We start from the raw sequence: 21518 nt of genomic DNA, 5'->3' as shown, positions 1-21518 counted from the left end.
CAGTTCAGTCTCCCGGCGGCGGCCGGCTTACGGTTTCGGGTTGGCATTATCCGCCTTTTTGGCGGACTTGCCGTCGAACAGGCCAAACAGGGCGATGCCGATGGCACCGACCACGATGGCCGAATCGGCGATGTTGAACGAGGGCCAGGTATAGCTGCCCACGTACCACTGGATGAAATCGACCACGTGACCGTGCACCTGGCGGTCGATCACGTTGCCGATGGCACCACCGATGATCAGCGCATACGGCACCGCGGCCTTCCAGTTGCCACGGGCAGTGCCGCGCAGCCACCAGGCCATCAGGCCGCTGATGGCGATCGCCAGCGCGGTGAAGAAGTACTTCTGCCAGCCACCGGCGTCGCTCAGGAAACTGAATGCCGCACCGGTGTTGTAGGTGCGGTACCAGTTCCAGAAGCCGTCGATGACCACCACCGGCTGGAATTCCGGCAGGCTCGACAGGACCCAGGCCTTGGACCACTGGTCCAGGCCGATGATGACCACCGACAGCAGCAGCCAGACCAGGGCGTTCGGATGCGGGCGCGCAGTGCTCATCAGAACCAGCTCCGCAGTTCGCCGGCGCCGGTGACGTTGCTCACGCAGCGGCCGCACAGTTCGGGGTGATCGGCATTGCTGCCGACATCGGCGCGGTGGTGCCAGCAGCGCACGCACTTGGCCTTGCTGGTCGGCTGGGCGCTGACGAACACCTCGTCGGTGGTCGCCGGGCGCACCTGCACGTCACCACTGATGAACAGGAAGCGCAGCTCTTCGGCCAGCGGCTGCCACTTCGCGGCCTGCTCCTCGTTGGCGGCAATGGTGATTTCCGCTTCCAGCGCGGCACCGATGGCACCGTTGGCGCGCATCGGTTCCAGCACCTTGGCCACCTGCTCGCGCACAGCCAGCAGCTGGTCGAAATCGGCCGCGTTGAGCTGCGCATCGGCCGGCAGCGGCGCCAGGCCGTCGTACCAGGTGGTGAACAGCACGTGCCCGGCATGCTCGCCCGGCAGGTAGCCCCACAGTTCGTCGGCGGTGAAGGTCAGGATCGGTGCGACCCAGCGGGTGAACGCTTCGGCGATGTGGTACATCGCGCTCTGCGCCGAGCGGCGACCGTGCGAATCGGTCGGCATCGTGTACAGGCGGTCCTTGGTCACATCCAGGTACAGCGAGCCCAGGTCCACGCTGCAGAAGTTCAGCAGCAGCTGCACGATCTCGGCCATGTTGTAGCCGTCGTAGGCCGCCTTGATCTTCTCCTGAAGCTCCCACGCGCGATGCACGATCCAGCGGTCCAGAGCGACCATCTGGTCGAGCGGTTGCAGGTGCTGGGCCGGATCGAAGCCGTCCAGGTTGCCGAGCAGGAAGCGTGCGGTGTTGCGCAGGCGACGGTAGGCGTCGGCGTTGCGCTTGAGGATCTCCTGCGACAGCGACATCTCGTTGCTGTAGTCGGCCGAGGCGATCCACAGGCGCAGGATGTCCGCGCCCAGCTTGTTCATGATGTCCTGCGGCTCGATGCCGTTGCCCAGCGACTTGGACATCTTGCGGCCGTGCTCGTCCACGGTGAAACCGTGGGTGAGGCACTGCTTGTAGGGCGCGCGCTTGTCGATCGCCACGCCGGTCAGCAGCGAGGACTGGAACCAGCCGCGATGCTGGTCCGAACCTTCCAGGTACAGGTCGGCCGGCTTGCCGAAGCCACGCGCGGCGAGCACGCCTTCATGGGTCACACCCGAATCGAACCAGACGTCGAGGATGTCGGTGACCTTCTCGTAGTCGGCCGCTTCAGCGCCCAGCAGTTCGACGGCGTCAAGCGAGTACCAGACGTCGATGCCCTCGGCTTCGACGCGGTCGGCGACCTGCTGCATCAGCTCCACCGAGCGCGGATGGATCTCGCCCGTCTGGCGATGCGTGAACAGTGCGATCGGCACGCCCCAGGTGCGCTGGCGCGAGATGGTCCAGTCGGGGCGACCGTCGACCATGCTCTGGATGCGCGCCTTGCCCCAGGTCGGGAACCAGCCGACGGTGTCGATGGCGGCCAGCGCATCGTTGCGCAGGTTGGCCTTGTCCATCGAAATGAACCACTGCGGGGTGGCGCGGAACACCACCGGCGTCTTGTGGCGCCAGCAGTGCGGGTAGCTGTGACGGATCGGATGGAAGGCCAGCAGCGAACCGTTGTCGCGCAGCACGCCGACGATGGCCTCCTGCGCCTTCCACAGGTGCTGGCCCGCCAGCACCACGTCACCGGCCGGCGGGGTCGATTCCAGGTACACGCCACGGCCGTCGATCGGAGTGACCTGCCCGGCGTTGTACTTGTCCAGCAGGCCGTACTTCTGGCTCACCACGAAGTCTTCCTGGCCGTGGCCGGGGGCAGTGTGCACCGCACCGGTACCGTCCTCGTCGGACACATGGTCGCCGTTGAGCACCAGGATCCCGCGTTCCGGGTAGAACGGATGCGCCAGCAGCTGGTTCTCCAGCGCCGCGCCGGTGGTTTCACCGTGCAGCACCACGTCGCCCACGCCATAGCGCTGGAGCGCGCGCTCGGCCAGCGCGGCGGCCAGCACCAGCCAACGGCGCTTGCCGTTGTGGGCCGGGCCTTCGGCCAGGACGTAGTTGATTTCCGCACCCAGCGACACCGCCAGCGAGGCCGGCAGCGTCCACGGCGTGGTGGTCCAGATCGGCACCGCCACTTCCACGTCGGCCGGCACGCTTACGCCGAACGCCTGGCCGATGGCCTGCGCATCGCGTGCGGCGTAGGCCACGTCGATCGCGGGCGATTCCTTTTCCTGGTATTCGATCTCGGCTTCGGCCAGCGCCGAGCCACAGTCGAAGCACCAGTACACCGGCTTGGCGCCGCGGACCAGGTGGCCGTTGGCCACGACCTTGGCCAGCGCACGGATCTCGTTGGCTTCGAAGTCGAAGCTCAGGGTCTTGTACGGGTTGTCCCAGTCGCCGGTCACGCCCAGGCGCTTGAAGTCCACGCGCTGGATGTTGATCTGCTCTTCGGCGAACTCGCGGCACTTCTGGCGGAATTCAACGGCGTCGAGCTTGGTGCCGACCTTGCCCCACTTCTTCTCGACCGCGATCTCGATCGGCAGGCCATGGCAGTCCCAGCCCGGCACGTAGGGCGCATCGAAGCCGGCCAGGTAGCGCGACTTGACGATGATGTCCTTCAGGATCTTGTTGACCGCGTGGCCGAGGTGGATGCGGCCGTTGGCGTACGGCGGGCCGTCGTGCAGCACGAACAGCGGGCGGCCGGCGGCGTTGTCGCGCAGCTGCTGGTAGAGCCCCTGCGCTTCCCACTGCGCCAGAATGCCCGGCTCGCGCTTGGGCAGGTCGCCGCGCATCGGGAATTCGGTGGCTGGCAGGTTCAGGGTGGTCTTGTAGTCCTGGCTCACGCAGTGGCTCGCAATCTATGTTCGGAAAGGATGGCGCGCGCCTGTTCGGCGTCACGGTGCATCTGGTCGGTCAATGCCGCCAGATCATTGAATTTCTCTTCGTCGCGCAGCTTGGCGACGAACTCCACGTCGATGTGGCGCCCGTACAGGTCGCCCTGGAAATCGAACAGATGGGCTTCCAGCAGTGGCTCCACGCCCTCTACCGTCGGCCGCGTGCCGAAGCTGGAGACCGACGGCCACGGCTGGTCGAACACACCGTGCACCCAGGTTGCGTAGATGCCCGACAGCGCCGGCGTCTTCGGGAAACGCAGGTTGGCGGTGGGGAAGCCCAGCGTGCGGCCGAGCTGGCGCCCGCGCACCACCCGCCCGCTGATCGCGTAAGGACGGCCGAGCAGGTCGTTGGCACGGGCGAAGTCGCCCTCCTGCAGCAGCTGGCGGATTCGGGTGCTGGAAATGCGCTCGCCATGCAGGTCGACCGCTTCGATCTCGCCAGCAGTGAAGCCCAGTTCGGCGCCCATCTTCTGCAGCAGGGCCAGGTCGCCACGGCGGCGGTTGCCGAAGCAGAACTCCGGCCCGATCCAGACTTCGCGCGCGCCCAGGCGGTGGGCCAGCAGTCGGTGGACAAAATCCTCGGCCGGCATCGCTGCCATCGCTGCATCGAAGCGCAGCAGGCCGACCGCATCGACGCCAAGCTCGCGCAGGATCTCGACCTTGCTCCGCGCCAGGGTCAGCCGCGGCGGTGGTGTGCCCTGGGCGAAGAACTCACGCGGCAGCGGCTCGAAGGCCACCGCCACCGCGGCCACGCCCAAGGCGCGCGCGCGGGCGACCGCGTGGCGGACCAGCGCACGATGCCCCAGGTGGAGGCCGTCGAATGCACCGATACAGACCACGCTTCCGTTGGGGAACAGCTCCCTGCCCTCGACGCTTCTGAACAGCCTGCTCATCAACTCTCGTTCCAGCCCGACCGGGGCCGCCGCTTCAATGGTGTAACCCTGAAGTATAGCCGCCACAAGCGGTGATCAATGCCCGCGCAGGTCGCGCGGGCGGAAGCCCATCGCCACCATGGCCACCGCGTAGGTGGCGGCGCCGCCGCCGACCAGCAGCGACAGGCTGCCGATCCGCTCCCATACGCCCATCGCCGAGAACGCCGGCAGCCAATGCAGCAGGGCCAGCAGCGCGGCGACCATGGCCACGCAGGCCAGCAGCAGGCGCAGCAGATAGCCGCCCCAGCCCGGTCGGCGCCGGTAGACATCGGTCTTGCCCAGCCAGTACCACAGCAGGCCCAGGTTCAGGTAACTGGACAATGCGCTGGCGATGCCCAGCGCCAGGTGCAGGCCCGGCTGCTTGCCGATGGCCGCCATCACGCCCTGCGCCTTGAGCGCCTCCGGCACCATCACCTGGTACAGCACGGCCAGCAGGGCGAAGTTGAACACCATGTTGGCCACCAGCGCGGCCACACCGGCGCGCACCGGGGTCTTGGTGTCCTGGCGGGCGTAGAACGCCGGCAGCACAACTTTCAGCAGGGCGAACGCCGGCAGGCCGAAGCTCAGCCCGTACACCGACAGCGCGGTCATGCGGGTATCGAAGGCACTGAACTGGCCGTGCTGGAAGATCGTCGCGATCAGCGGCTCGGCCAGCAGCAGCAGGCCCAGCATGGCCGGCACCGAGATCAGCAGAGTCATGCGCAGGCCCCAGTCCAGCGAGCGCGAAAAGCCCTCGCGGTCGGTGCTGACGTGATGGCGGGCCAGCGCCGGCAGGATCACCGTGCCCAGCGCCACGCCGAACACGCCCAGCGGCAGTTCCAGGAAACGATCGGCCAGCGACAGCCAGGACTGCGAACCATCGGTCAGCTTGGCGGCGATGACCGTGTCCAGCAGCAGGTTGATCTGCGCCACCGACGAACCGAACAGGGTCGGCACCATCAGCGTCATCACCTTGCGTACGCCCGGGTGGCTCCAGCCCCAGCGCGGCAGCGTCAGCAGGTTGATCCCCTTCAGCGACGGCAGCTGGAACAGCAGCTGCAGGATGCCGGCGGCGAGCACCGCCCAGCCCAGCGCCAAAATCTGCTTCTCTGGAGTACCGCCCAGCCGCGGCGCCAGCCACAGCGCACCGGCGATCATGCACAGGTTGAGGATGACCGGGGTCAGCGCCGGCATCGCGAAGCGCTGGAAGCTGTTCAGCGCGCCACCGGCCAGGGCCGTCAGCGAGACGAACAGCAGGAACGGGAAGGTCAGGCGGAACAGGTCGACCAGCAGGCCCTGCTTCACCGGGTCGGTATCAACGCCACTTGAGAAGACCGAGGCCAGCTGCGGCGCGAAGATCAGCGCCACCGCGGTCACCAGCATCAGCACCCCACCCAGGGTGCCGGCGGTGCGGGCCATCAGTTCACGCAGCTCGGCGTGGCTGCGGGTTTCCTTCACTTCCGTGAACACGGGCACGAAAGCGGTGGCGAACGAGCCTTCGGCGAACAAACGCCGCAGGAAATTGGGTACCCTGAAGGCGACCCAGAAAGCATCAGTGATGGCGTTGGTGCCGAACGTGGTGGTCACCACGAAGTCCCGGACAAGTCCGAGAACGCGCGAGACCATGGTCATGCTGCTGAACGACAGCAGGCCCCGCAACAACTTGGGTGAACTCACTCAGCGTCCCTCTTGACAATCGACTTGACGTGCATTTCTTACGCCATCATACTAGCTAGCTTGCTGTTCCCATAACACCGATTTTTTCAGGAAACCACCACCGTGGCCAATATCAAGTCCGCCAAGAAGCGCGCCAAGCAGACCGTCGTGCGCAACGCGCGCAACGTGGCTCAGCGCTCGATGCTGCGCACCGCTGTCAAGAAAGTGATCAAGGCGCTGGACGCCAACGATGCCGCCGGCGCCGAAGCCGCCTTCGCCGTTGCCCAGCCGATCCTGGATCGCTTCAGCGCGCGTGGCCTGATCCACAAGAACAAGGCTGCTCGTCACAAGAGCCGCCTGAACGACCGCATCAAGGCCCTCAAGGCCGCCTGATCCGGCGTTGCCGCCCCGCCCTTCGGGGTTGGGGCAGCAGACAAAAGCCCGGCCTTGGCCGGGTTTTTTGTTGCCTGCAGTTTCCGCCCTGTAGAGCCGAGCCCATGCTTGGCTGGCCGCGCGAACAGCAGCCGAGCATGGGCTCAGCCCTACAGAAGAGCGGTAGCCAACAAAAAAAAACCCGGCCGAAGCCGGGTTTTTCGAGCGGAAGCACAACGCCGTCATTGCGCGTCGCGGGCTTCCTGCTCCTCTTCCTTCTGGCGATCGAAGAAGGCCATGATCCGGCTCATGATCGGGAAGGTACCTTCACGACCCAGCGCCGAGACCAGGAACCACGGCTCCTTCCAGCCCAGCTCGGCGACGATCTGCTCGGCCGCGGCCTTGGCTTCGTCCTCGAACATCAGGTCAGCCTTGTTCAGCACCAGCCAGCGCGGCTTCTGCAGCAGCTCCGGATCGTGCTTTTCCAGCTCGCGCTCGATCGCACGCACCTGCTCAACCGGGGAAATACCCTCAACACCACCTTCCATCGGCGAGATGTCCACCAGGTGCAGCAGCAGGCGGGTGCGCTGCAGGTGGCGCAGGAACTGCGCGCCCAAGCCGGCACCATCCGCCGCGCCTTCGATCAGGCCCGGAATATCGGCAATCACGAAGCTGCGGTGGTTCTCCACCTTCACCACACCCAGGTTCGGGTACAGCGTGGTGAACGGGTAATCGGCCACCTTCGGCGTTGCCGCCGAAACGGCACGGATCAGCGTGCTCTTGCCCGCGTTGGGGAAGCCCAGCAGGCCGACATCGGCCAGCAGCTTCAGCTCCAGCTTCAGCGTGCGCTCTTCGCCCGGCTCGCCCGGCAGCGCCTGGCGCGGCGAGCGGTTGGTCGAGCTCTTGAAGTGCATGTTGCCCAAGCCACCGCGACCGCCCTTGGCCACCAGCAGGCGGTCGCCGTGCTGGGTCAGGTCGCCGATGACTTCATCGGTGGCAACGTTGATCACCACGGTGCCGACCGGCACGGTGATGGTCAGGTCTTCGCCGCCCTTGCCATAGGCCTGGCGGCCCATGCCGTTCTCGCCGCGCTGCGCCTTGAAGACGCGCTCATGGCGGAAGTCGACCAGGGTGTTCAGGTTTTCGTCGGCGCGGATGTACACGCTGCCGCCCGCACCGCCGTCGCCGCCGTCCGGGCCGCCGAGCGGAATGAACTTCTCGCGACGGAAGCCAATGCAGCCGTTGCCGCCGTTGCCGGCGAACACTTCGATTTCTGCTTCGTCTACCAGTTTCATTGTTTCGATGCCTGCGATGGGCGCGGCCTGACTGCCGTCGCCTTGAATGTCATGCCGGCCGCGGGCCGGCAACCCGGCATGGCCGGTCTTGCGTTCACTCTAACGAAAAGCCCCGCCGAAGCGGGGCTCTCCATGCAACGTGCTCTTCATCCAGCACAGCCATGCCGGGGCATGGGTGCCGGCGATGCCTGGATCAGGCGTCGGCCGAGACGATGCTGACGGTACGACGCTTCTTGGCGCCCTTGACCGAGAACTCCACCTTGCCGTCCACGAGGGCGAACAGGGTGTGGTCACGGCCCAGGCCAACGCCCGAACCCGGGTGGAACTGGGTGCCGCGCTGACGCACGATGATGTTGCCGGCTTCGATGGCCTGGCCGCCGAAGATCTTGACGCCCAGGTACTTCGGGTTGGAGTCGCGACCGTTGCGCGAGGAGCCTACGCCCTTTTTATGTGCCATGACTGCTTCTCCTGATGCTTAGCCGGCGATGCCGGTGATCTCGATTTCGGTGTAGTACTGACGGTGACCCTGACGCTTCATGTGGTGCTTGCGGCGACGGAACTTGATGATCCGGACCTTGTCAGCACGACCCTGGGACAGGACCTTGGCGGTGACGGCAGCGCCCTTCAGCGCATCGCCCAGCTTCACGCCGTCGCTGTCACCCAGCATCAGGATGTTGTCAAACTTGATCTCGCTGCCGACTTCGACTTCGAGCTTTTCAATGCGGAGCTTTTCGCCCTGCGCCACGCGGTATTGCTTACCGCCGGTGACCAGTACTGCGTACATGACCAGGCCTTCCTCTGTAGTTATTGTGGTCTGAGCTGCCGCCATCGAGGGCGGACAGGAGCGGGATTGTACGCAGATCAATGGGCGCCGGTCAAGTCAACCCCTGGGCGGCCCTACCGCCTGTCCCAGTAGAGTCGAGCCATGCTCGGCTGAACGGTTCGGGGTCCAGGCAGCCGAGCGTGGGCTCGGCTCTACACAAAGCTGTCGCCGTGTCTCACAAGGTGAGACACGGGGCTGGCATTGTCGCCCATTGCCCCCATCTGGTCACCTCGGTAGGCTGACCGATTGCCGTTCCCTGCTGGCCCGGCACCCAGCCAACGCCCCCACAACCGGATCCCCCATGGCGATGGATTTCATCCGCATCCGCGGCGCGCGGACGCACAACCTGAAGAACCTCGACCTCGACCTGCCTCGCGACAAGCTGATCGTGATCACCGGCCTGTCCGGCTCGGGCAAGTCTTCGCTGGCGTTCGACACCATCTATGCAGAAGGCCAGCGCCGCTACGTCGAGTCGCTGTCGGCCTATGCGCGCCAGTTCCTGAGCGTGATGGAAAAGCCGGACCTGGACCACATCGAAGGCCTGTCACCGGCGATCTCGATCGAGCAGAAGTCGACCTCGCACAACCCGCGTTCGACGGTCGGCACGATCACCGAGATCTACGACTACCTGCGCCTGCTGTACGCCCGCGTCGGCACCCCGCGCTGCCCGGATCATGGCTACCCGCTGGAGGCGCAGACGGTCAGCCAGATGGTCGACCAGGTGCTGACCCTGGACCCGGAACAGCGCTACATGCTGCTGGCCCCGGTCATCCGCGACCGCAAGGGCGAACACGCGCAGGTGTTCGACCAGCTGCGCGCGCAGGGCTTCGTGCGTGTGCGCGTGGACGGCGAGCTGCATGAAATCGATGCGGTGCCGCCGCTGGCACTGCGCCAGAAGCACACCATCGAAGCAGTGATCGACCGCTTCCGCCCGCGCGAGGACATCAAGCAGCGCCTGGCCGAGAGCTTCGAGACCGCGCTCAAGCTGGGCGACGGCATGGCCTCGGTGCAGAGCCTGGACAACGCCGAAACCGCGCCGACGCTGTTCTCGTCCAAGTATTCCTGCCCGGTCTGCGACTACTCGCTGCCGGAACTGGAACCGCGCCTGTTCTCGTTCAACGCACCGATGGGCGCCTGCCCCGGCTGCGATGGCCTGGGCATTGCCGAATTCTTCGATCCCTCGCGCGTGGTGGTGCATCCGGAGCTGTCGCTGGCCGCTGGTGCGGTGCGCGGCTGGGATCGTCGCAACGCCTACTACTTCCAGCTGATCGCCTCGCTGGCCAAGCACTACAAGTTCGACGTGGACGCCGCGTGGAACTCGCTGCCGGCCAAGGTGCAGCAGGCCGTGCTTTACGGCAGCGGCGACGAAGCGATCACCTTCACCTACTTCACCGAAACCGGTGGCCGCACCCAGCGCAAGCACCGCTTCGAAGGCATCATTCCCAACCTCGAGCGCCGCTACAAGGAAACCGAGTCGCCGGCGGTGCGCGAGGAACTGTCCAAGTACATCAGCGAGCAACCGTGCCCGGAATGCCATGGCGCGCGCCTCAACAACGCGGCGCGCAACGTGTTCGTGGCCGACCGACCGCTGCCGGAGCTGGTGGTGCTGCCGATCGACGAGGCGCTGAAGTTCTTCAGTGAACTGAGCCTGCCGGGCTGGCGTGGCGAGATCGCCGCGAAGATCGTCAAGGAAATCGGCGAACGCCTCGGCTTCCTGGTCGACGTCGGCCTGGATTACCTGACCCTGGAGCGCAAGGCCGACACCCTGTCCGGTGGCGAGGCGCAGCGCATCCGCCTGGCCAGCCAGATCGGTGCCGGCCTGGTCGGCGTGATGTACGTGCTTGACGAGCCGTCGATCGGCCTGCACCAGCGCGACAACGAACGCCTGCTGGGTACCCTCACCCGCCTGCGCGATCTCGGCAACACGGTGATCGTGGTCGAGCACGACGAGGATGCCATCCGCCTGGCCGACTACGTGCTGGACATCGGCCCGGGCGCGGGCGTGCATGGCGGCGAGATCGTCGGCCAGGGCACCCTGCAGGACATCCTGGAAGCCCCCCGCTCGCTGACCGGCCAGTACCTGTCGGGCAAGCGCGCGATCGAGATCCCGGCGCGCCGGCACACGCCGAACCCGAAGATGACCCTGCACCTGCGCGGGGCGACCGGCAACAACCTGAAGGGCGTTGACCTGGCGATTCCGTCGGGCCTGCTGACCTGCGTGACCGGTGTGTCCGGCTCGGGCAAGTCGACCCTGATCAACGACACCCTGTTCTCGCTGGCCGCCAACGAGATCAACGGCGCCTCGCACCCGATCGCCCCGTACAGGGAGATCGATGGCCTGGACCTGTTCGACAAGGTGGTGGACATCGACCAGTCGCCGATCGGCCGCACCCCGCGTTCGAACCCGGCCACCTACACCGGCCTGTTCACCCCGCTGCGCGAGCTGTTCGCGCAGGTGCCCGAAGCGCGTGCGCGTGGTTATTCGCCGGGCCGTTTCAGCTTCAACGTGCGTGGTGGCCGCTGCGAAGCGTGCCAGGGCGATGGCCTGATCAAGGTCGAGATGCACTTCCTGCCGGACGTGTACGTGCCGTGCGATGTCTGCCATGGCAAGCGCTACAACCGCGAGACGCTGGAGATCCTGTACAAGGGCTTCAACATCAACGACGTGCTGGAAATGACCGTCGAGGATGCGCTGAAGCTGTTCGAGCCGGTGCCGTCGATCGCACGCAAGCTGGAAACGCTGGTCGACGTGGGCCTGAGCTACATCAAGCTGGGCCAGAGCGCGACCACGCTGTCCGGTGGTGAAGCGCAGCGCGTGAAGCTGTCCAAGGAACTGTCGCGCCGCGATACCGGCCGTACCCTGTACATCCTCGACGAGCCGACCACCGGCCTGCACTTCCACGACATCGAAGCGTTGCTGGGCGTGCTGCACAAGCTGCGCGACGAAGGCAACACGGTGGTGGTGATCGAGCACAACCTGGATGTGATCAAGACCGCCGACTGGATCGTCGACCTGGGCCCGGAAGGCGGCCATCGCGGTGGCACCATCCTGGTCACCGGCACGCCGGAAGACGTCGCGGCCTGCCCGCAGTCGTACACAGGCCAGTTCCTGGCACGCATGCTGCCCTCCACCAGCGCGCGCCCGGCGCAGCCCGCCGCCGTGGCCAACAAGCCCGATGCCCGCCCGCCGCGCAAGGTGAAGCCGGAGAAGCCGGCAAAGAAGGCGGTGGCTGCCAAGAGCACCGGCAAGTCCAGCAAGACCGCTACTGCCAGCAAGAAGAAGAAGGACGCCTGATGAGCAGCGAACACAAGATCCTGGCCCGCATCCCGATCAGCGTGCGCTGGCGTGACATGGACAGCATGGGCCACGTCAACAACGCCAAGTACATTTCCTACCTGGAAGAAGCGCGCGTGCGCTGGATGCTGGGCGTGGACGGCGTATCGATGACCGACCGCATCGCCCCGGTGGTGGCCGCGACCAACGTCAACTACCGGCTGCCGATCGTGTGGCCCAACGACATCCTGGTCGAGCTGTTCGTCGAGCGCCTGGGCAACAGCAGCGTGACCATCGGCCACCGCATCGTCGACCAGCAGGACGAGTCGAAGCTGTATTCGGACGGCAACGTGGTGGTGGTCTGGATGGATACGCAGACCGGCAAGAGCGCACCGCTGCCGGAGGCGATCCGCAGCGCGTCCACCTGACGTGCATCGGGGAGTGCGGGCCGCTGGCCGGCATTACCGACACTGATCAAAGGACTGACATGATCCACCAGACTGAACTGCGCGACCTGCTGCCCGGCATGGTCCCCTTCCCCGCCGAGGTCTTCCCTGCCGATCAGGCGTGGCTCGCGCAGCACCTGCTGCCGCTGCTGAAGATCGACCTTGGCGTACTGCGCCCGGAACTGGCTGGCCAGGTGGCGACGATGCTGTGCCCGATCGAGCCCTATGACGGCTGCATCGGCGAGACCACCGAAGCGCACCACAACGACTTTACCGGCACCAACTGGATCGCCTTCGAACTGACCGACGGCAACGAGATGCGCTTCCTCGGCAACGAGGGCTATTTCATCGGCGACCAGGTGGATGACAAGTACGCGCATGAGCACATCGCACAGATGCGCGAGAGCTATGCCAGGGCGCGCGACTACCATGCCACGCACGGGCGCCTGGCCTGCTACTCGCGCTTCGGCAAGGGTGAACCCAGCGAGCGCGATTATCTGGATACGTTGGGTGGCCCGATCGGTTTCGGCAACTGGACCGAGACCGCAGAGATTCCCGCGGCATTCGAACTGGGCTTCACCGAGGCTGCCGATGACCCCGACGCCCCGGATGACGCCGAAACGGTGATCATCACCCGCAACGGCAACAAGTTCTTTGCCGTGGCCGATGTCGCTGGCTACAACTGGTGCGCAACTGGTGCCGATGCCATCGTGATGTTGTACGAACCGGTGAGCCGCACGGTGCTGTTCTCGTACGACTGGACGTAGCATCCCGCCGGGCATGACCCGGCGAAACGGGCGATGCGTTACGGCGCCACCTTGCGCACCGTCAACGCCGCACTGGCTTCACCACCGCCCTCCAACTGCAGCCGCAGCGGCAACGCCTGCCCCTCCTTCAGCGCGCCACGGCCCTGCATCAGCATCAGGTGCAGGCCACCCGGCTTGAGTTCGGCACGCGCGCCGGCTGCCAGCGGCAGGCGCTCGATCGCGCGCATCCGGCTGACGCCATCGACGATCGTGGTCTCGTGCAGCGACACGTCGCCAAACACCGCGCTGCTTGCACCGGTGATCACCACCGCCTTGCCGCAGCCGTTGTGGATGACGCCGTAGCCAGCGGTCATCGGCATCGCGGGATTCGGTGGCAACCGCGCCCAGCCCTGCTCCACCGTGACGCAGGCCGTTTCTGCGGCCGAGGCCGATGCTGCAGCCGCACACAGAACCAACAGTACGCCAACGAATGGTTTGGTTATCATCGCCCAGGTTCCTTCTTCGCAACGAGACCGCAGCATGACGACGCTCATCGAGGTGATCAACCATGGCCCCATCCGCGAACTGCGGCTGGCGCGGCCGCCGGTCAACGCACTGGACACCGAACTGTGCCGGCAGTTGATCCACGCCATCGAGCTGGCGATGGCCGAAGACGCGCATGGCATCGTGCTGTCGGGCAGCGAGCGCATCTTCACCGGCGGCATGGACGTGCCGCACCTGCTCTCGCATGGCGATGACAAGCACAAGTTGCTGGACACCTGGAACGCCTTCTTTGGCGCCGTGCGCACGCTGGCCGAGAGCCGCATCCCGGTGGTCGCGGCGATCACCGGCCATGCGCCGGCGGGCGGCTGCGTGCTGGCCCTGTGCTGCGACTACCGGGTGATGGCGCGTAGCGCCGATCCGTCGCGTCCGTATGCCATCGGCCTGAACGAAGTACAGGTGGGCCTGATCGCGCCGGAGGGCATCCAACGCCTGCTGCGCCGTGCGGTGGGCGTGCACCGTGCCGGCGTGCTGCTGACCACCGGCTCGCTGGTGCCGGCCGAACAGGCGCTGCAGATCGGCCTGGTCGATGAACTGGCCGAAGGCGATCTGGTGGTGGCACGCGCCATCGCCTGGCTGCAGGACCTGCTCAAGCAGCCGCGCCAGCCGATGCTGCTGACCCGCGCCATCGCCCGCGCCGACCTGCACGAAGCGCTGCACCCGGACCTGATCCAGCTGGACCGCTTCGTCGAGGCCTGGTTCGCCCCGGACGCGCAGAATGCCCTGCAGGCCCTGGTCGCCCGGCTGGGCAGATAACGTTGGCCCGCGCCCGGGGTCAGATCCCGTTCGCAATGCGAAAGGGATCTGACCCTTGACCGGTATAATCAGGCCCTCTTTCACTGCTGTGGCCGCCCCCTTGAACGACACGCCCGAACCCGTCGTCTCCGAGCTGATCGACCTGCTCACGCTGGAGCGGCTGGAGGACAACCTGTTCCGCGGGCAGAGCCGCGACATCGGCACCAAGTACGTGTTCGGCGGGCAGGTGCTGGGCCAGGCGCTGGCCGCCGCGCAGGCCACGGTCGACAACGGCCGCCACGTGCATTCGCTGCACGCCTATTTCCTGCGCGCCGGCAACATCGACCACCCGATCGTCTACGACGTGGACCGCACCCGTGATGGCGGCAGCTTCTCGGTGCGCCGGGTCACCGCGATCCAGCACGGCAAGGTGATCTTCTTCTGCGCGGCTTCTTTCCAGCAGGCCGAAACCGGTGCCGAGCACCAGCACAAGATGCCCGAAGTGCCGCAGCCGGAAGACATCGAGCCGAACCGGCCACTGCCGGCCGAAGTGCTGGAACGGTTGCCGATCAAGGTGCAGCGCTGGCTGTCGCGCGGCGGCCCGTTCGAATTCCGCCACGTCTACCCGCGCGACGAACTGAACCCGCCCAAGCGCCCGCCCTACCACCAGGTGTGGCTGCGCCTGAGCGAGCCGGTCGGCGATGCTCCGGAACTGCACCAGGCCCTGCTGGCCTATGCCTCGGACTTCCACCTGCTGGGCACGGCGACCTTCCCGCACGGCATCAGCTACTACCACCCGCACGTGCAGATGGCCTCGCTCGACCACGCGATCTGGTTCCACCGCCCGTTCCGCGCCGACGACTGGCTGCTGTACTCGCTGGACAGCCCCAGCGCGCAGGATTCGCGCGGCCTGGCCCGCGGCCAGTTCTTCACCCGCAATGGCGTGCTGGTGGCCAGCACCGCGCAGGAAGGGCTTATCCGCGTGGTTCCCGACCAGGCCGCGGCCGCCGCCGTGCCGGCCAAGGAGTAAACCGATGCGCCAGATCTTCAGCAGCCAGCGCGTGGAAACCGTCGAAGGCGTGGCCGAGCTGCTGCGCGGGCACGGCATCGACGTCAAGGTGACCAACGGGCGCTCGTACAAGACCCGCCGCCGTGGTCAGTTCAGCTATACCGACCTGGGCAACGCCAACGCCTACCCGGCCGTGTGGATCGTGCGCGCCGACGATCAGCCGCGCGCGCGCGAAATCCTGCGCGAGGCCCGCCTGCTCGACACCACCCGCCGCGATCATCCCACCGCCGAGTTCGCTTTCCGCGACGCACCGGAAGCGGGCAGCGGCGGCCGCAGCTGGGCCTGGCGCATCCGCATCGCCCTGCTGGTAGTGATTGCCGGCGTGGCGCTGGTGATCGGCCTGCGCCATCGTGGTGCCCCGGCTCCGGCGGCACCGGCCCCTGCCCCGCAGGCCCAGCCTCAGCAGGCCCAGCCGGCCCCGCAGGCCGCGCCGGAAGAGGAAGAAGTGCGGGTCCGCATCCAGCCCTCGAAATGACGAACGGGTAGTGCCGGCCGCTGGCCGGCACTACCGTGCAGAAGGCCGGTCACACTTCGCACGCGGCTCCGTCATGGGACACAATCCCAGCAGGAGAGCCGCCGCCATGACGACGTTCGCCGTATCGATCGACCAGACCCTGGAACGCGAGCTGCCGGCGGCCGCCGGCGGCTGCCAGCACGCCTATGGCCGTATCGTGCTCGCCTGCCAGAACACCGTCACCGCCATTGCCCTGGCCATCACCCGCGACCGCCAGGCCAGCGAGGACATCGCCCAGGAAGCCTTCGTGAAGGGCTGGCAGCAGCTGCACCAGCTGCGCAGCTCGACCAGCTTCCTGCCGTGGCTGCGGCAGATCACCCGCAACCTGGCCCGCGACTGGTTGCGTGCGCAACGTGGCCGGCCCCTGACCGGCGAGGCGGCCGAGGTGGCACTGGGCATGGCCGCCGATCCGTCGCCGAGCACGGCCGACCGGTTGCAGCGCGTGGAAGAGGAGATCGCCGCCGAGGACATCATCTCCGCCCTGCCCGCCGACAGCCGCGAAGTACTGCTGCTGTACTACCGCGAGGGCCAGCGCTCGCAGCAGGTGGCCGACCTGCTCGGGCTCAGCGACGCGGCGGTACGCAAGCGCCTGTCGCGTGCCCGCGGCCTGGTCCGCGAAGGACTGCTGCAGCGTTTCGGCGAGTTCGCCCGCAGCAGCGCGCCCAGTGCGGCGTTCGCCACCACGGTGGTGTCGATGGTGCTGGTGGCCGCGCCCGGCACCGCCAGTGCCGCAATCCTGCTCGGCACCGGTGTCGGCATCGGTGGCAGCAAGCTCAGCCTCGGTGGCGCCAGTGCCGCCGGCGGTACCGCGATGGGCTCGCTGACCGCCGCACTGGGGCAACTGCACGTGATGCCGGCTGAAAGCTGGGGAGCGGTCATCGGTGGCGTGGTCGGCGGCACGGTCGGCAGCTACTTCGGTGGACGCTTCCTGATGTCGTACGCCCGCAGCAAGGCCGAGCGCGCCGACGTCCGCCATTTCCTCTATCTCAATATCGGCACCTGCATGCTCTGGTGCCTGACGATCCTGATGGCAGTGCTGCTGCAGGCGCCGCTCTGGGCCGTCCTGCTGGTGCAGGTCGCGGGCCTTGCCGTAGTCAACTACCAGTGCCTGGTACCGCTGCAGCGGCTGATGGCGCCGATGATCGCGCGTGACTCGCTGCAGCGCGGGCTCACCGGGACCAACTGGAAGTACGAGGCCATGTACGGCCGCACCGGCATCATCGCCATGAACCTGATGGTCATCGCGCTTGTGCTGTATTCGCTGGTGCGGAGCGGCCGGCTGTAACGGACAACGCCGGCGATGCGCCGGCGTTGTCGTCAATCACTGCATTGAAACTCAGCGCTGCGGCTTCGGCGCGCTGCCATCACGCGGGCCACCGTGGCGCGGGCCGCCGTGCATCGGGCCCTTGGCCGCGTCGAACTCGGCCTTGCTCAGCTGGCCGTCCTTGTTGGTGTCGGCGGCGGCGAACCAGGCATCACGCATCTGCTTCATGCGCAGCTCGCGATCGGCCTTGTCCAGGTAACTGTCCTTGTTGACATCGAGCTGGTCGAAACGGGCAGCCAGGCGCGGATCGGCCTTGGCTTCCTCGCGGCTGATGCGGCCGTCCTTGTTGACGTCCAGCTTGGCCCAGCGTTCACCGCCATGGCCACGGCGGCCGTGCTTCCAGCGCGGCATCTCGTCGCGCGAGAGCTTGCCGTCCTTGTTCTTGTCCAGTTCGTCGAACTTCGCAGCCAGGCGCGGGTTTGCAGCCGCCTCGCTACGGTCGATGACGCCGTCGCCGTTGGTGTCCAGCTTGGCCGGGCGCTGCGCCGGTGCGGTCGGGGTGTCGGCCGCCAGCGCGATACCGGAAGCGGAGGTGCCGAGCAGCAGGGCCAGCAGCAGGGGGGTACGGATCATGAGTTCACTCCTGGAGATGGGAATTGCGTCGGGGTGGTCACTTCACCCTCGGGGAACAACAACGCCCGGGCGTGGCATCGGTTGACGCCGCGGCCGGTTCCATTCATCCGGCGGACAGTCGCCGCCACTGCGACGGGCTGGGGCTATGCTGTGCCCATGGCGATACACGGCGACAGAGACGACGAACTGCGGCTTTTCCAGACCGGCGAGCACCCCTGCGGGTACTGGTCGGACCGGGTGGCGCGCGACCTGGTGCTGGACCCGCACGACCGTCGCCTCGGCGGCCTGTATCCGCTGGCCCTGAGCTGGGGCTTCCGACGCAGCGGCGATCTGGTCTACCGCCCGCATTGCGCGCACTGCCAGGCCTGCGTGGCAGTACGCATCCCCGTGGCCCGCTTCGCCCCGGACCGCAGCCAGCGCCGTTGCGCCGCCCGCAATGACGACCTGGAGGTGCGGATCACCGCCGCCACCGCCCGCGACGACCTGTTCGCGCTGTATCACCGCTACCTCACCCACCGCCACGCCAATGGCGGCATGGACGACCATGGGCCGCACGAGTTCGAGCAGTTCCTGATCGGCAGCTGGTCGCACACCCGCTTCATGGAAATGCGCCTGCCCGGGCACGACGGCCAGCCCAGCCAGCTGCTGGGGGTGGCGGTGACCGACGTGACCGAGCATGGCCTGTCGGCGGTCTACACCTTCTTCGACCCGGACCACGCCGCACGCGGGCTGGGCACCTTCGCGATCCTGCAGCAGATCGAGTGGGCCCGCCGCGAAGGGCTGCCGCACGTATACCTGGGCTACTGGATCCGCGGCCACCAGAAGATGGACTACAAGCGCCGCTTCCATCCGCTGGAGGCCTACGACGGCCGCCGCTGGCGCGATTTCGACAACGAACTGGACGGGCGCTGACAAACCGCTGACACCGGGCCGGGTGCAGAATAGGGGGATGAACGCCAAACCCCTGATCCTCGGCCTGGCCCTGCTCTGCGGCGCCACCACCCCCGCCTTCGCCACGTCCCCCGCGATGACCGAAAAGCCGTCCACTGCGCTGCGCCTGGCCACCTACAACACTTCGCTGTACTCCGACGACGCCGGCGGCCTGATCAAGGAGCTGGAAGGCGACAGCGAGCACGCGCGCAAGATTGCCGCCGTGCTGCAGCAGGTGCGCCCGGACCTGGTGCTGCTGAACGAGTTCGACTTCGACGATGCCCACCGCGCCGCCGACCTGTTCCAGAAGCGCTACCTGGAAGTGGCCCAGCCCGGCGGCGGCAAGCCGCTGCACTTCGCCTACCGCTACCTGGCCCCGGTCAACACCGGCGTGCCCAGCGGCCTGGACCTGGACAACAACGGCGTGGTCGGCGGCGAAGGCCGCAGCCGCGGCAACGATGCGTGGGGTTACGGCCTGCACCCGGGCCAGTACGGCATGCTGGTGCTGTCGCGTTACCCGATCGATGAAGCCAAGGTGCGCAGTTTCCAGCTGCTGAAGTGGAGCGCGATGCCCGGCGCGATCCGCCCGGTCGATCCGCGCACCGGAAAGAGCTTCTACAACGACCACGTGTGGTCGCAGCTGCGCCTGTCGTCGAAATCGCATTGGGACGTGCCGGTGAAGACCCCCGCCGGTGTGGTCCACGCGCTGGTCTCGCACCCGACCCCGCCGGTGTTCGACGGCCCGGAGAAGCGCAACGCGGCGCGCAACCACGACGAACTGCGCCTGTGGCAGGAGTACCTCTCCAAGGGTAACAAGCCGTGGTTGTGCGACGACAAGGGCCAATGCGGTGGCCTGGCGCAGGACGCACGCTTTGTGATCCTGGGCGACCTGAACAACGACCCCGTCGACGGCGATGGCCGCCATGAAGCGATCGTCGAGCTGATCGAGAACGCCCGCGTGCTGCGCTACCCCACCCCGCGCAGCATCGGCGGCGAGCAGACCAGCCTGGCCTATGCGGCCAAGGGCATCGAGCGCAAGGGCGCACCGCTCCACGCCACCGGCGATTTCGGCCCGAAGTCGGGCACCATGCGCCTGGACTACGTGCTGCCCTCGACCGGTTTCGACTACGTGGGCAGCGGCATCTTCTGGCCGGCCAATGAAAGCCCGGAAGCGAAGATCGCCGACGGCAGCGACCACCACCTGGTGTGGGTGGACGTGAAGCCGTAAGGCGTCCTTACAGAAGGCGGCGTCCCTTTGTTAGAGTCCAGCAACGGAACGGCAAGGGGAGCCACACGTGAAGAAGAATCTGCTGATCATTGCCGGCGTTGCTGCGGTGATCGCGTTGCTGATGGCCATGCGCCAAAGATGGGTATTCACCCTGCTGCCGCTGGTGCTGATCGGCCTGATTCCGGCCGCAGTTGCCTGCTGGAAGGGCTACGCCGATCGCTTCGGTACCTGGTGGCTCTATGGTTCGACGCTGGGCATCGTCGCAATCATTCATGTGACCGTGCTGCCATGGCGTAGGCGCTAGTACTTGCAACGGCGATTGCAGAGCCGAACCTGTGCTCGGCTCTGCAAAAAGCTGATGCAGGTTCAGGGGCGCAGTTCGACACCGATGGCGTCGGCTGCATCACGCGCGATGGCTCGCGCTTCGTCGATGGTTTCAGCGCGCGCCAGGGTCACGCCAACGCGGCGATGGCCGTGCACGCTCGGCTTGCCGAACAGGCGCACGGCGGTGTCCGGCACCTGCAGCGCGGCGGCGACGTTGTTGAAGTACGGCACGCCCTCGCCATGCGCCAGCAGCGCGCACGACGCCGACGGGCCGCTCTGGCGGATCACGGGAATCGGCAGGCCGAGGATGGCGCGCGCATGCAGCGCGAACTCGCTCAACTCCTGCGATACCAGCGTCACCAGGCCGGTGTCGTGCGGGCGCGGCGACACTTCGCTGAACCACACTTCGTCGCCCTTCACGAACAGCTCCACGCCGAACAGGCCCCAGCCGCCAAGGTCGTCGGTGATCGCACGTGAGATCTCCTCGGCACGTGCCAGTGCCGCGCTCGACATCGGCTGCGGCTGCCAGCTTTCGCGGTAGTCGCCGTCCTTCTGCAGGTGGCCGATCGGCGCGCAGAACGACGTCCCGCCAGCGTGGCGCACGGTCAGCAGGGTGATCTCGTAATCGAAATCGATGAAACCTTCGACGATGCAGCGGCCAGCACCGGCACGGCCGCCGGTCTGCGCGTACTCCCAGGCCGGGGCGATGTCCGCCTCGCTGCGCAGGGTGCTCTGGCCCTTGCCCGAGGACGACATCACCGGCTTGACCACGCACGGCAGGCCAATGGCGGCCACCGCGGCGCGGTACTCGGCCTCGGTATCGACGAAGCGGTACGGCGAGGTCGGCAGGCCCAGGGTCTCGGCGGCCAGGCGGCGGATGCCTTCGCGGTCCATCGTCAGGCGCGCGGCGCGCGCGGTCGGGATCACCCGCAGGCCCTGCTCCTGCTCCAGCTGGACCAGGGTCTCGGTGTGGATCGCCTCGATCTCCGGCACTACCAGGTGCGGCTGTTCCTGGGCAATCAGCGCGCGCAGCGCCATCGCGTCCAGCATGTCGATCACATGCGCGCGGTGCGCAACCTGCATGGCCGGCGCATCGGCGTAGCGGTCGGCCGCGATCACTTCCACGCCCAGCCGCTGCAGTTCGATGGCCACCTCCTTGCCGAGTTCGCCCGAGCCCAGCAGCAGCACGCGGGTGGCGGAGGGAGACAACGGGGTTCCAAGCTTGGCCATGGCGGTTCCAGCAGCGATGTGAAGGCGGGTGGGCATTCTAGCTGGCCGGGCACCCCGGCCATGGCATCCGACG

21 protein-coding genes are annotated in these 21518 nt (G+C 67.0%); 11 read left to right on the top strand and 10 right to left on the bottom strand.

The features are described 5' to 3' along the window. Positions 1 to 27: 27 nt before the first annotated feature. The 4 genes from lspA to murJ form a co-directional block, all read right to left on the bottom strand. A complete protein-coding gene (gene lspA, locus QP512_RS05560) occupies positions 28 to 552 on the bottom strand; it encodes a signal peptidase II (protein ID WP_006424833.1) in 525 nt (174 codons plus the stop codon). After that, complete coding sequence (ileS, locus tag QP512_RS05555) at positions 552 to 3383, bottom strand: isoleucine--tRNA ligase (RefSeq protein ID WP_286071259.1); 2832 nt, start codon at positions 3381 to 3383, stop codon at positions 552 to 554. The genes lspA and ileS overlap by 1 nt, the downstream gene beginning before the upstream one ends. Beyond that, a complete protein-coding gene (locus QP512_RS05550; RefSeq protein WP_286071258.1) occupies positions 3380 to 4327 on the bottom strand; it encodes a bifunctional riboflavin kinase/FAD synthetase in 948 nt (315 codons plus the stop codon). Before QP512_RS05550 ends, ileS begins: the two co-directional genes overlap by 4 nt. A gap of 75 nt (positions 4328 to 4402) precedes the next feature. Further along, positions 4403 to 6007: a murein biosynthesis integral membrane protein MurJ gene (murJ, locus tag QP512_RS05545; RefSeq protein WP_286071993.1), complete on the bottom strand. Its 1605-nt coding sequence runs from the start codon at positions 6005 to 6007 to the stop codon at positions 4403 to 4405. Positions 6008 to 6124: 117 nt separating this feature from the next. On the opposite strand from murJ, the gene rpsT reads away from it, so the two are divergent. Continuing rightward, on the top strand, positions 6125 to 6394 hold the full coding sequence (gene rpsT, locus QP512_RS05540) for a 30S ribosomal protein S20 (RefSeq protein ID WP_005408560.1): 270 nt from the start codon (positions 6125 to 6127) through the stop codon (positions 6392 to 6394). A gap of 221 nt (positions 6395 to 6615) precedes the next feature. Here rpsT and cgtA read toward each other — a convergent pair whose 3' ends face one another. The 3 genes from cgtA to rplU all read right to left on the bottom strand — a co-directional run bounded on the left by cgtA (position 6616) and on the right by rplU (position 8452). After that, positions 6616 to 7668 (bottom strand): Obg family GTPase CgtA, encoded by a 1053-nt coding sequence (cgtA, locus tag QP512_RS05535; protein WP_286071257.1) that lies wholly within the window; start codon positions 7666 to 7668, stop codon positions 6616 to 6618. A 193-nt stretch (positions 7669 to 7861) separates the two neighbouring features. Then, entirely contained in the window at positions 7862 to 8125 is a 264-nt protein-coding gene (gene rpmA, locus QP512_RS05530) for a 50S ribosomal protein L27 (RefSeq protein WP_005415704.1), read from the bottom strand. Positions 8126 to 8143: 18 nt separating this feature from the next. Further along, complete coding sequence (rplU, locus tag QP512_RS05525) at positions 8144 to 8452, bottom strand: 50S ribosomal protein L21 (RefSeq protein WP_005408557.1); 309 nt, start codon at positions 8450 to 8452, stop codon at positions 8144 to 8146. 340 nt (positions 8453 to 8792) lie between these two features. Here rplU and uvrA point away from each other — a divergent pair, with 340 nt between their 5' ends. From uvrA to QP512_RS05510, 3 genes are read left to right on the top strand one after another with little or no spacing between them, the layout of a single operon-like run. Further along, entirely contained in the window at positions 8793 to 11786 is a 2994-nt protein-coding gene (gene uvrA / locus QP512_RS05520; protein ID WP_286071256.1) for an excinuclease ABC subunit UvrA, read from the top strand. After that, on the top strand, positions 11786 to 12193 hold the full coding sequence (locus tag QP512_RS05515; RefSeq protein WP_006424673.1) for a thioesterase family protein: 408 nt from the start codon (positions 11786 to 11788) through the stop codon (positions 12191 to 12193). Before uvrA ends, QP512_RS05515 begins: the two co-directional genes overlap by 1 nt. Positions 12194 to 12252: 59 nt before the next feature. Further along, a complete protein-coding gene (locus QP512_RS05510) occupies positions 12253 to 12978 on the top strand; it encodes an enolase (protein WP_286071255.1) in 726 nt (241 codons plus the stop codon). A gap of 38 nt (positions 12979 to 13016) precedes the next feature. Here the strand turns inward: QP512_RS05510 and QP512_RS05505 are convergent, their stop codons facing one another. Continuing rightward, positions 13017 to 13463 carry a copper chaperone PCu(A)C gene (locus QP512_RS05505; RefSeq protein WP_286071254.1) on the bottom strand — a complete coding sequence of 149 codons (447 nt, stop codon included), beginning with the start codon at positions 13461 to 13463 and terminating at the stop codon, positions 13017 to 13019. A 34-nt stretch (positions 13464 to 13497) separates the two neighbouring features. On the opposite strand from QP512_RS05505, the gene QP512_RS05500 reads away from it, so the two are divergent. The 4 genes from QP512_RS05500 to QP512_RS05485 all read left to right on the top strand — a co-directional run bounded on the left by QP512_RS05500 (position 13498) and on the right by QP512_RS05485 (position 17121). After that, positions 13498 to 14274, top strand: a complete 777-nt coding sequence (locus QP512_RS05500; protein ID WP_286071253.1) for an enoyl-CoA hydratase/isomerase family protein — start codon at positions 13498 to 13500, stop codon at positions 14272 to 14274. A 100-nt stretch (positions 14275 to 14374) separates the two neighbouring features. After that, positions 14375 to 15283: an acyl-CoA thioesterase II gene (tesB, locus tag QP512_RS05495; protein ID WP_005412623.1), complete on the top strand. Its 909-nt coding sequence runs from the start codon at positions 14375 to 14377 to the stop codon at positions 15281 to 15283. Between the two features lie 4 nt (positions 15284 to 15287). Further along, a complete protein-coding gene (locus QP512_RS05490; RefSeq protein ID WP_286071252.1) occupies positions 15288 to 15797 on the top strand; it encodes a pathogenicity-like protein in 510 nt (169 codons plus the stop codon). A gap of 106 nt (positions 15798 to 15903) precedes the next feature. Further along, positions 15904 to 17121, top strand: a complete 1218-nt coding sequence (locus tag QP512_RS05485; RefSeq protein ID WP_286071251.1) for an RNA polymerase sigma factor — start codon at positions 15904 to 15906, stop codon at positions 17119 to 17121. 51 nt (positions 17122 to 17172) lie between these two features. Here the strand turns inward: QP512_RS05485 and QP512_RS05480 are convergent, their stop codons facing one another. After that, positions 17173 to 17733: an EF-hand domain-containing protein gene (locus tag QP512_RS05480; protein WP_286071250.1), complete on the bottom strand. Its 561-nt coding sequence runs from the start codon at positions 17731 to 17733 to the stop codon at positions 17173 to 17175. Positions 17734 to 17889: 156 nt separating this feature from the next. Between QP512_RS05480 and QP512_RS05475 the strand changes: the two genes are divergently transcribed. From QP512_RS05475 to QP512_RS05465, 3 genes are all read left to right on the top strand, one after another. Continuing rightward, positions 17890 to 18645 (top strand): arginyltransferase, encoded by a 756-nt coding sequence (locus QP512_RS05475; protein WP_286071249.1) that lies wholly within the window; start codon positions 17890 to 17892, stop codon positions 18643 to 18645. A 37-nt stretch (positions 18646 to 18682) separates the two neighbouring features. Continuing rightward, positions 18683 to 19891, top strand: a complete 1209-nt coding sequence (locus QP512_RS05470; RefSeq protein ID WP_286071248.1) for an endonuclease/exonuclease/phosphatase family protein — start codon at positions 18683 to 18685, stop codon at positions 19889 to 19891. A 67-nt stretch (positions 19892 to 19958) separates the two neighbouring features. Continuing rightward, complete coding sequence (locus QP512_RS05465) at positions 19959 to 20195, top strand: hypothetical protein (RefSeq protein ID WP_049447054.1); 237 nt, start codon at positions 19959 to 19961, stop codon at positions 20193 to 20195. Positions 20196 to 20257: 62 nt separating this feature from the next. On the opposite strand, the gene purT is transcribed toward QP512_RS05465, so the two are convergent. Beyond that, a complete protein-coding gene (gene purT, locus QP512_RS05460) occupies positions 20258 to 21445 on the bottom strand; it encodes a formate-dependent phosphoribosylglycinamide formyltransferase (protein ID WP_279914571.1) in 1188 nt (395 codons plus the stop codon). Positions 21446 to 21518: the final 73 nt, after the last annotated feature.

Origin of the sequence: Stenotrophomonas sp. 57, from assembly GCF_030291075.1 — a bacterium.
In the GTDB taxonomy this organism is placed as follows: domain Bacteria; phylum Pseudomonadota; class Gammaproteobacteria; order Xanthomonadales; family Xanthomonadaceae; genus Stenotrophomonas.
The sequence above is the reverse complement of the archived record's forward strand: the minus strand, read 5'-3'. Positions and strand labels throughout refer to the sequence as shown.

What these genes read in the sequence shown, in the direction of transcription:
- lspA (WP_006424833.1), bottom strand. Translation starts at nt 552, where the DNA reads ATGAGCACTGCGCGCCCGCATCCGAACGCCCTGGTCTGGCTGCTGCTG.
- QP512_RS05550 (WP_286071258.1), bottom strand. Translation starts at nt 4,327, where the DNA reads ATGAGCAGGCTGTTCAGAAGCGTCGAGGGCAGGGAGCTGTTCCCCAAC.
- cgtA (WP_286071257.1), bottom strand. Translation starts at nt 7,668, where the DNA reads ATGAAACTGGTAGACGAAGCAGAAATCGAAGTGTTCGCCGGCAACGGC.
- rpmA (WP_005415704.1), bottom strand. Translation starts at nt 8,125, where the DNA reads ATGGCACATAAAAAGGGCGTAGGCTCCTCGCGCAACGGTCGCGACTCC.
- rplU (WP_005408557.1), bottom strand. Translation starts at nt 8,452, where the DNA reads ATGTACGCAGTACTGGTCACCGGCGGTAAGCAATACCGCGTGGCGCAG.
- uvrA (WP_286071256.1), top strand. Translation starts at nt 8,793, where the DNA reads ATGGCGATGGATTTCATCCGCATCCGCGGCGCGCGGACGCACAACCTG.
- QP512_RS05515 (WP_006424673.1), top strand. Translation starts at nt 11,786, where the DNA reads ATGAGCAGCGAACACAAGATCCTGGCCCGCATCCCGATCAGCGTGCGC.
- QP512_RS05510 (WP_286071255.1), top strand. Translation starts at nt 12,253, where the DNA reads ATGATCCACCAGACTGAACTGCGCGACCTGCTGCCCGGCATGGTCCCC.
- QP512_RS05505 (WP_286071254.1), bottom strand. Translation starts at nt 13,463, where the DNA reads ATGATAACCAAACCATTCGTTGGCGTACTGTTGGTTCTGTGTGCGGCT.
- QP512_RS05500 (WP_286071253.1), top strand. Translation starts at nt 13,498, where the DNA reads ATGACGACGCTCATCGAGGTGATCAACCATGGCCCCATCCGCGAACTG.
- QP512_RS05490 (WP_286071252.1), top strand. Translation starts at nt 15,288, where the DNA reads ATGCGCCAGATCTTCAGCAGCCAGCGCGTGGAAACCGTCGAAGGCGTG.
- QP512_RS05485 (WP_286071251.1), top strand. Translation starts at nt 15,904, where the DNA reads ATGACGACGTTCGCCGTATCGATCGACCAGACCCTGGAACGCGAGCTG.
- QP512_RS05480 (WP_286071250.1), bottom strand. Translation starts at nt 17,733, where the DNA reads ATGATCCGTACCCCCCTGCTGCTGGCCCTGCTGCTCGGCACCTCCGCT.
- QP512_RS05475 (WP_286071249.1), top strand. Translation starts at nt 17,890, where the DNA reads ATGGCGATACACGGCGACAGAGACGACGAACTGCGGCTTTTCCAGACC.
- QP512_RS05470 (WP_286071248.1), top strand. Translation starts at nt 18,683, where the DNA reads ATGAACGCCAAACCCCTGATCCTCGGCCTGGCCCTGCTCTGCGGCGCC.
- purT (WP_279914571.1), bottom strand. Translation starts at nt 21,445, where the DNA reads ATGGCCAAGCTTGGAACCCCGTTGTCTCCCTCCGCCACCCGCGTGCTG.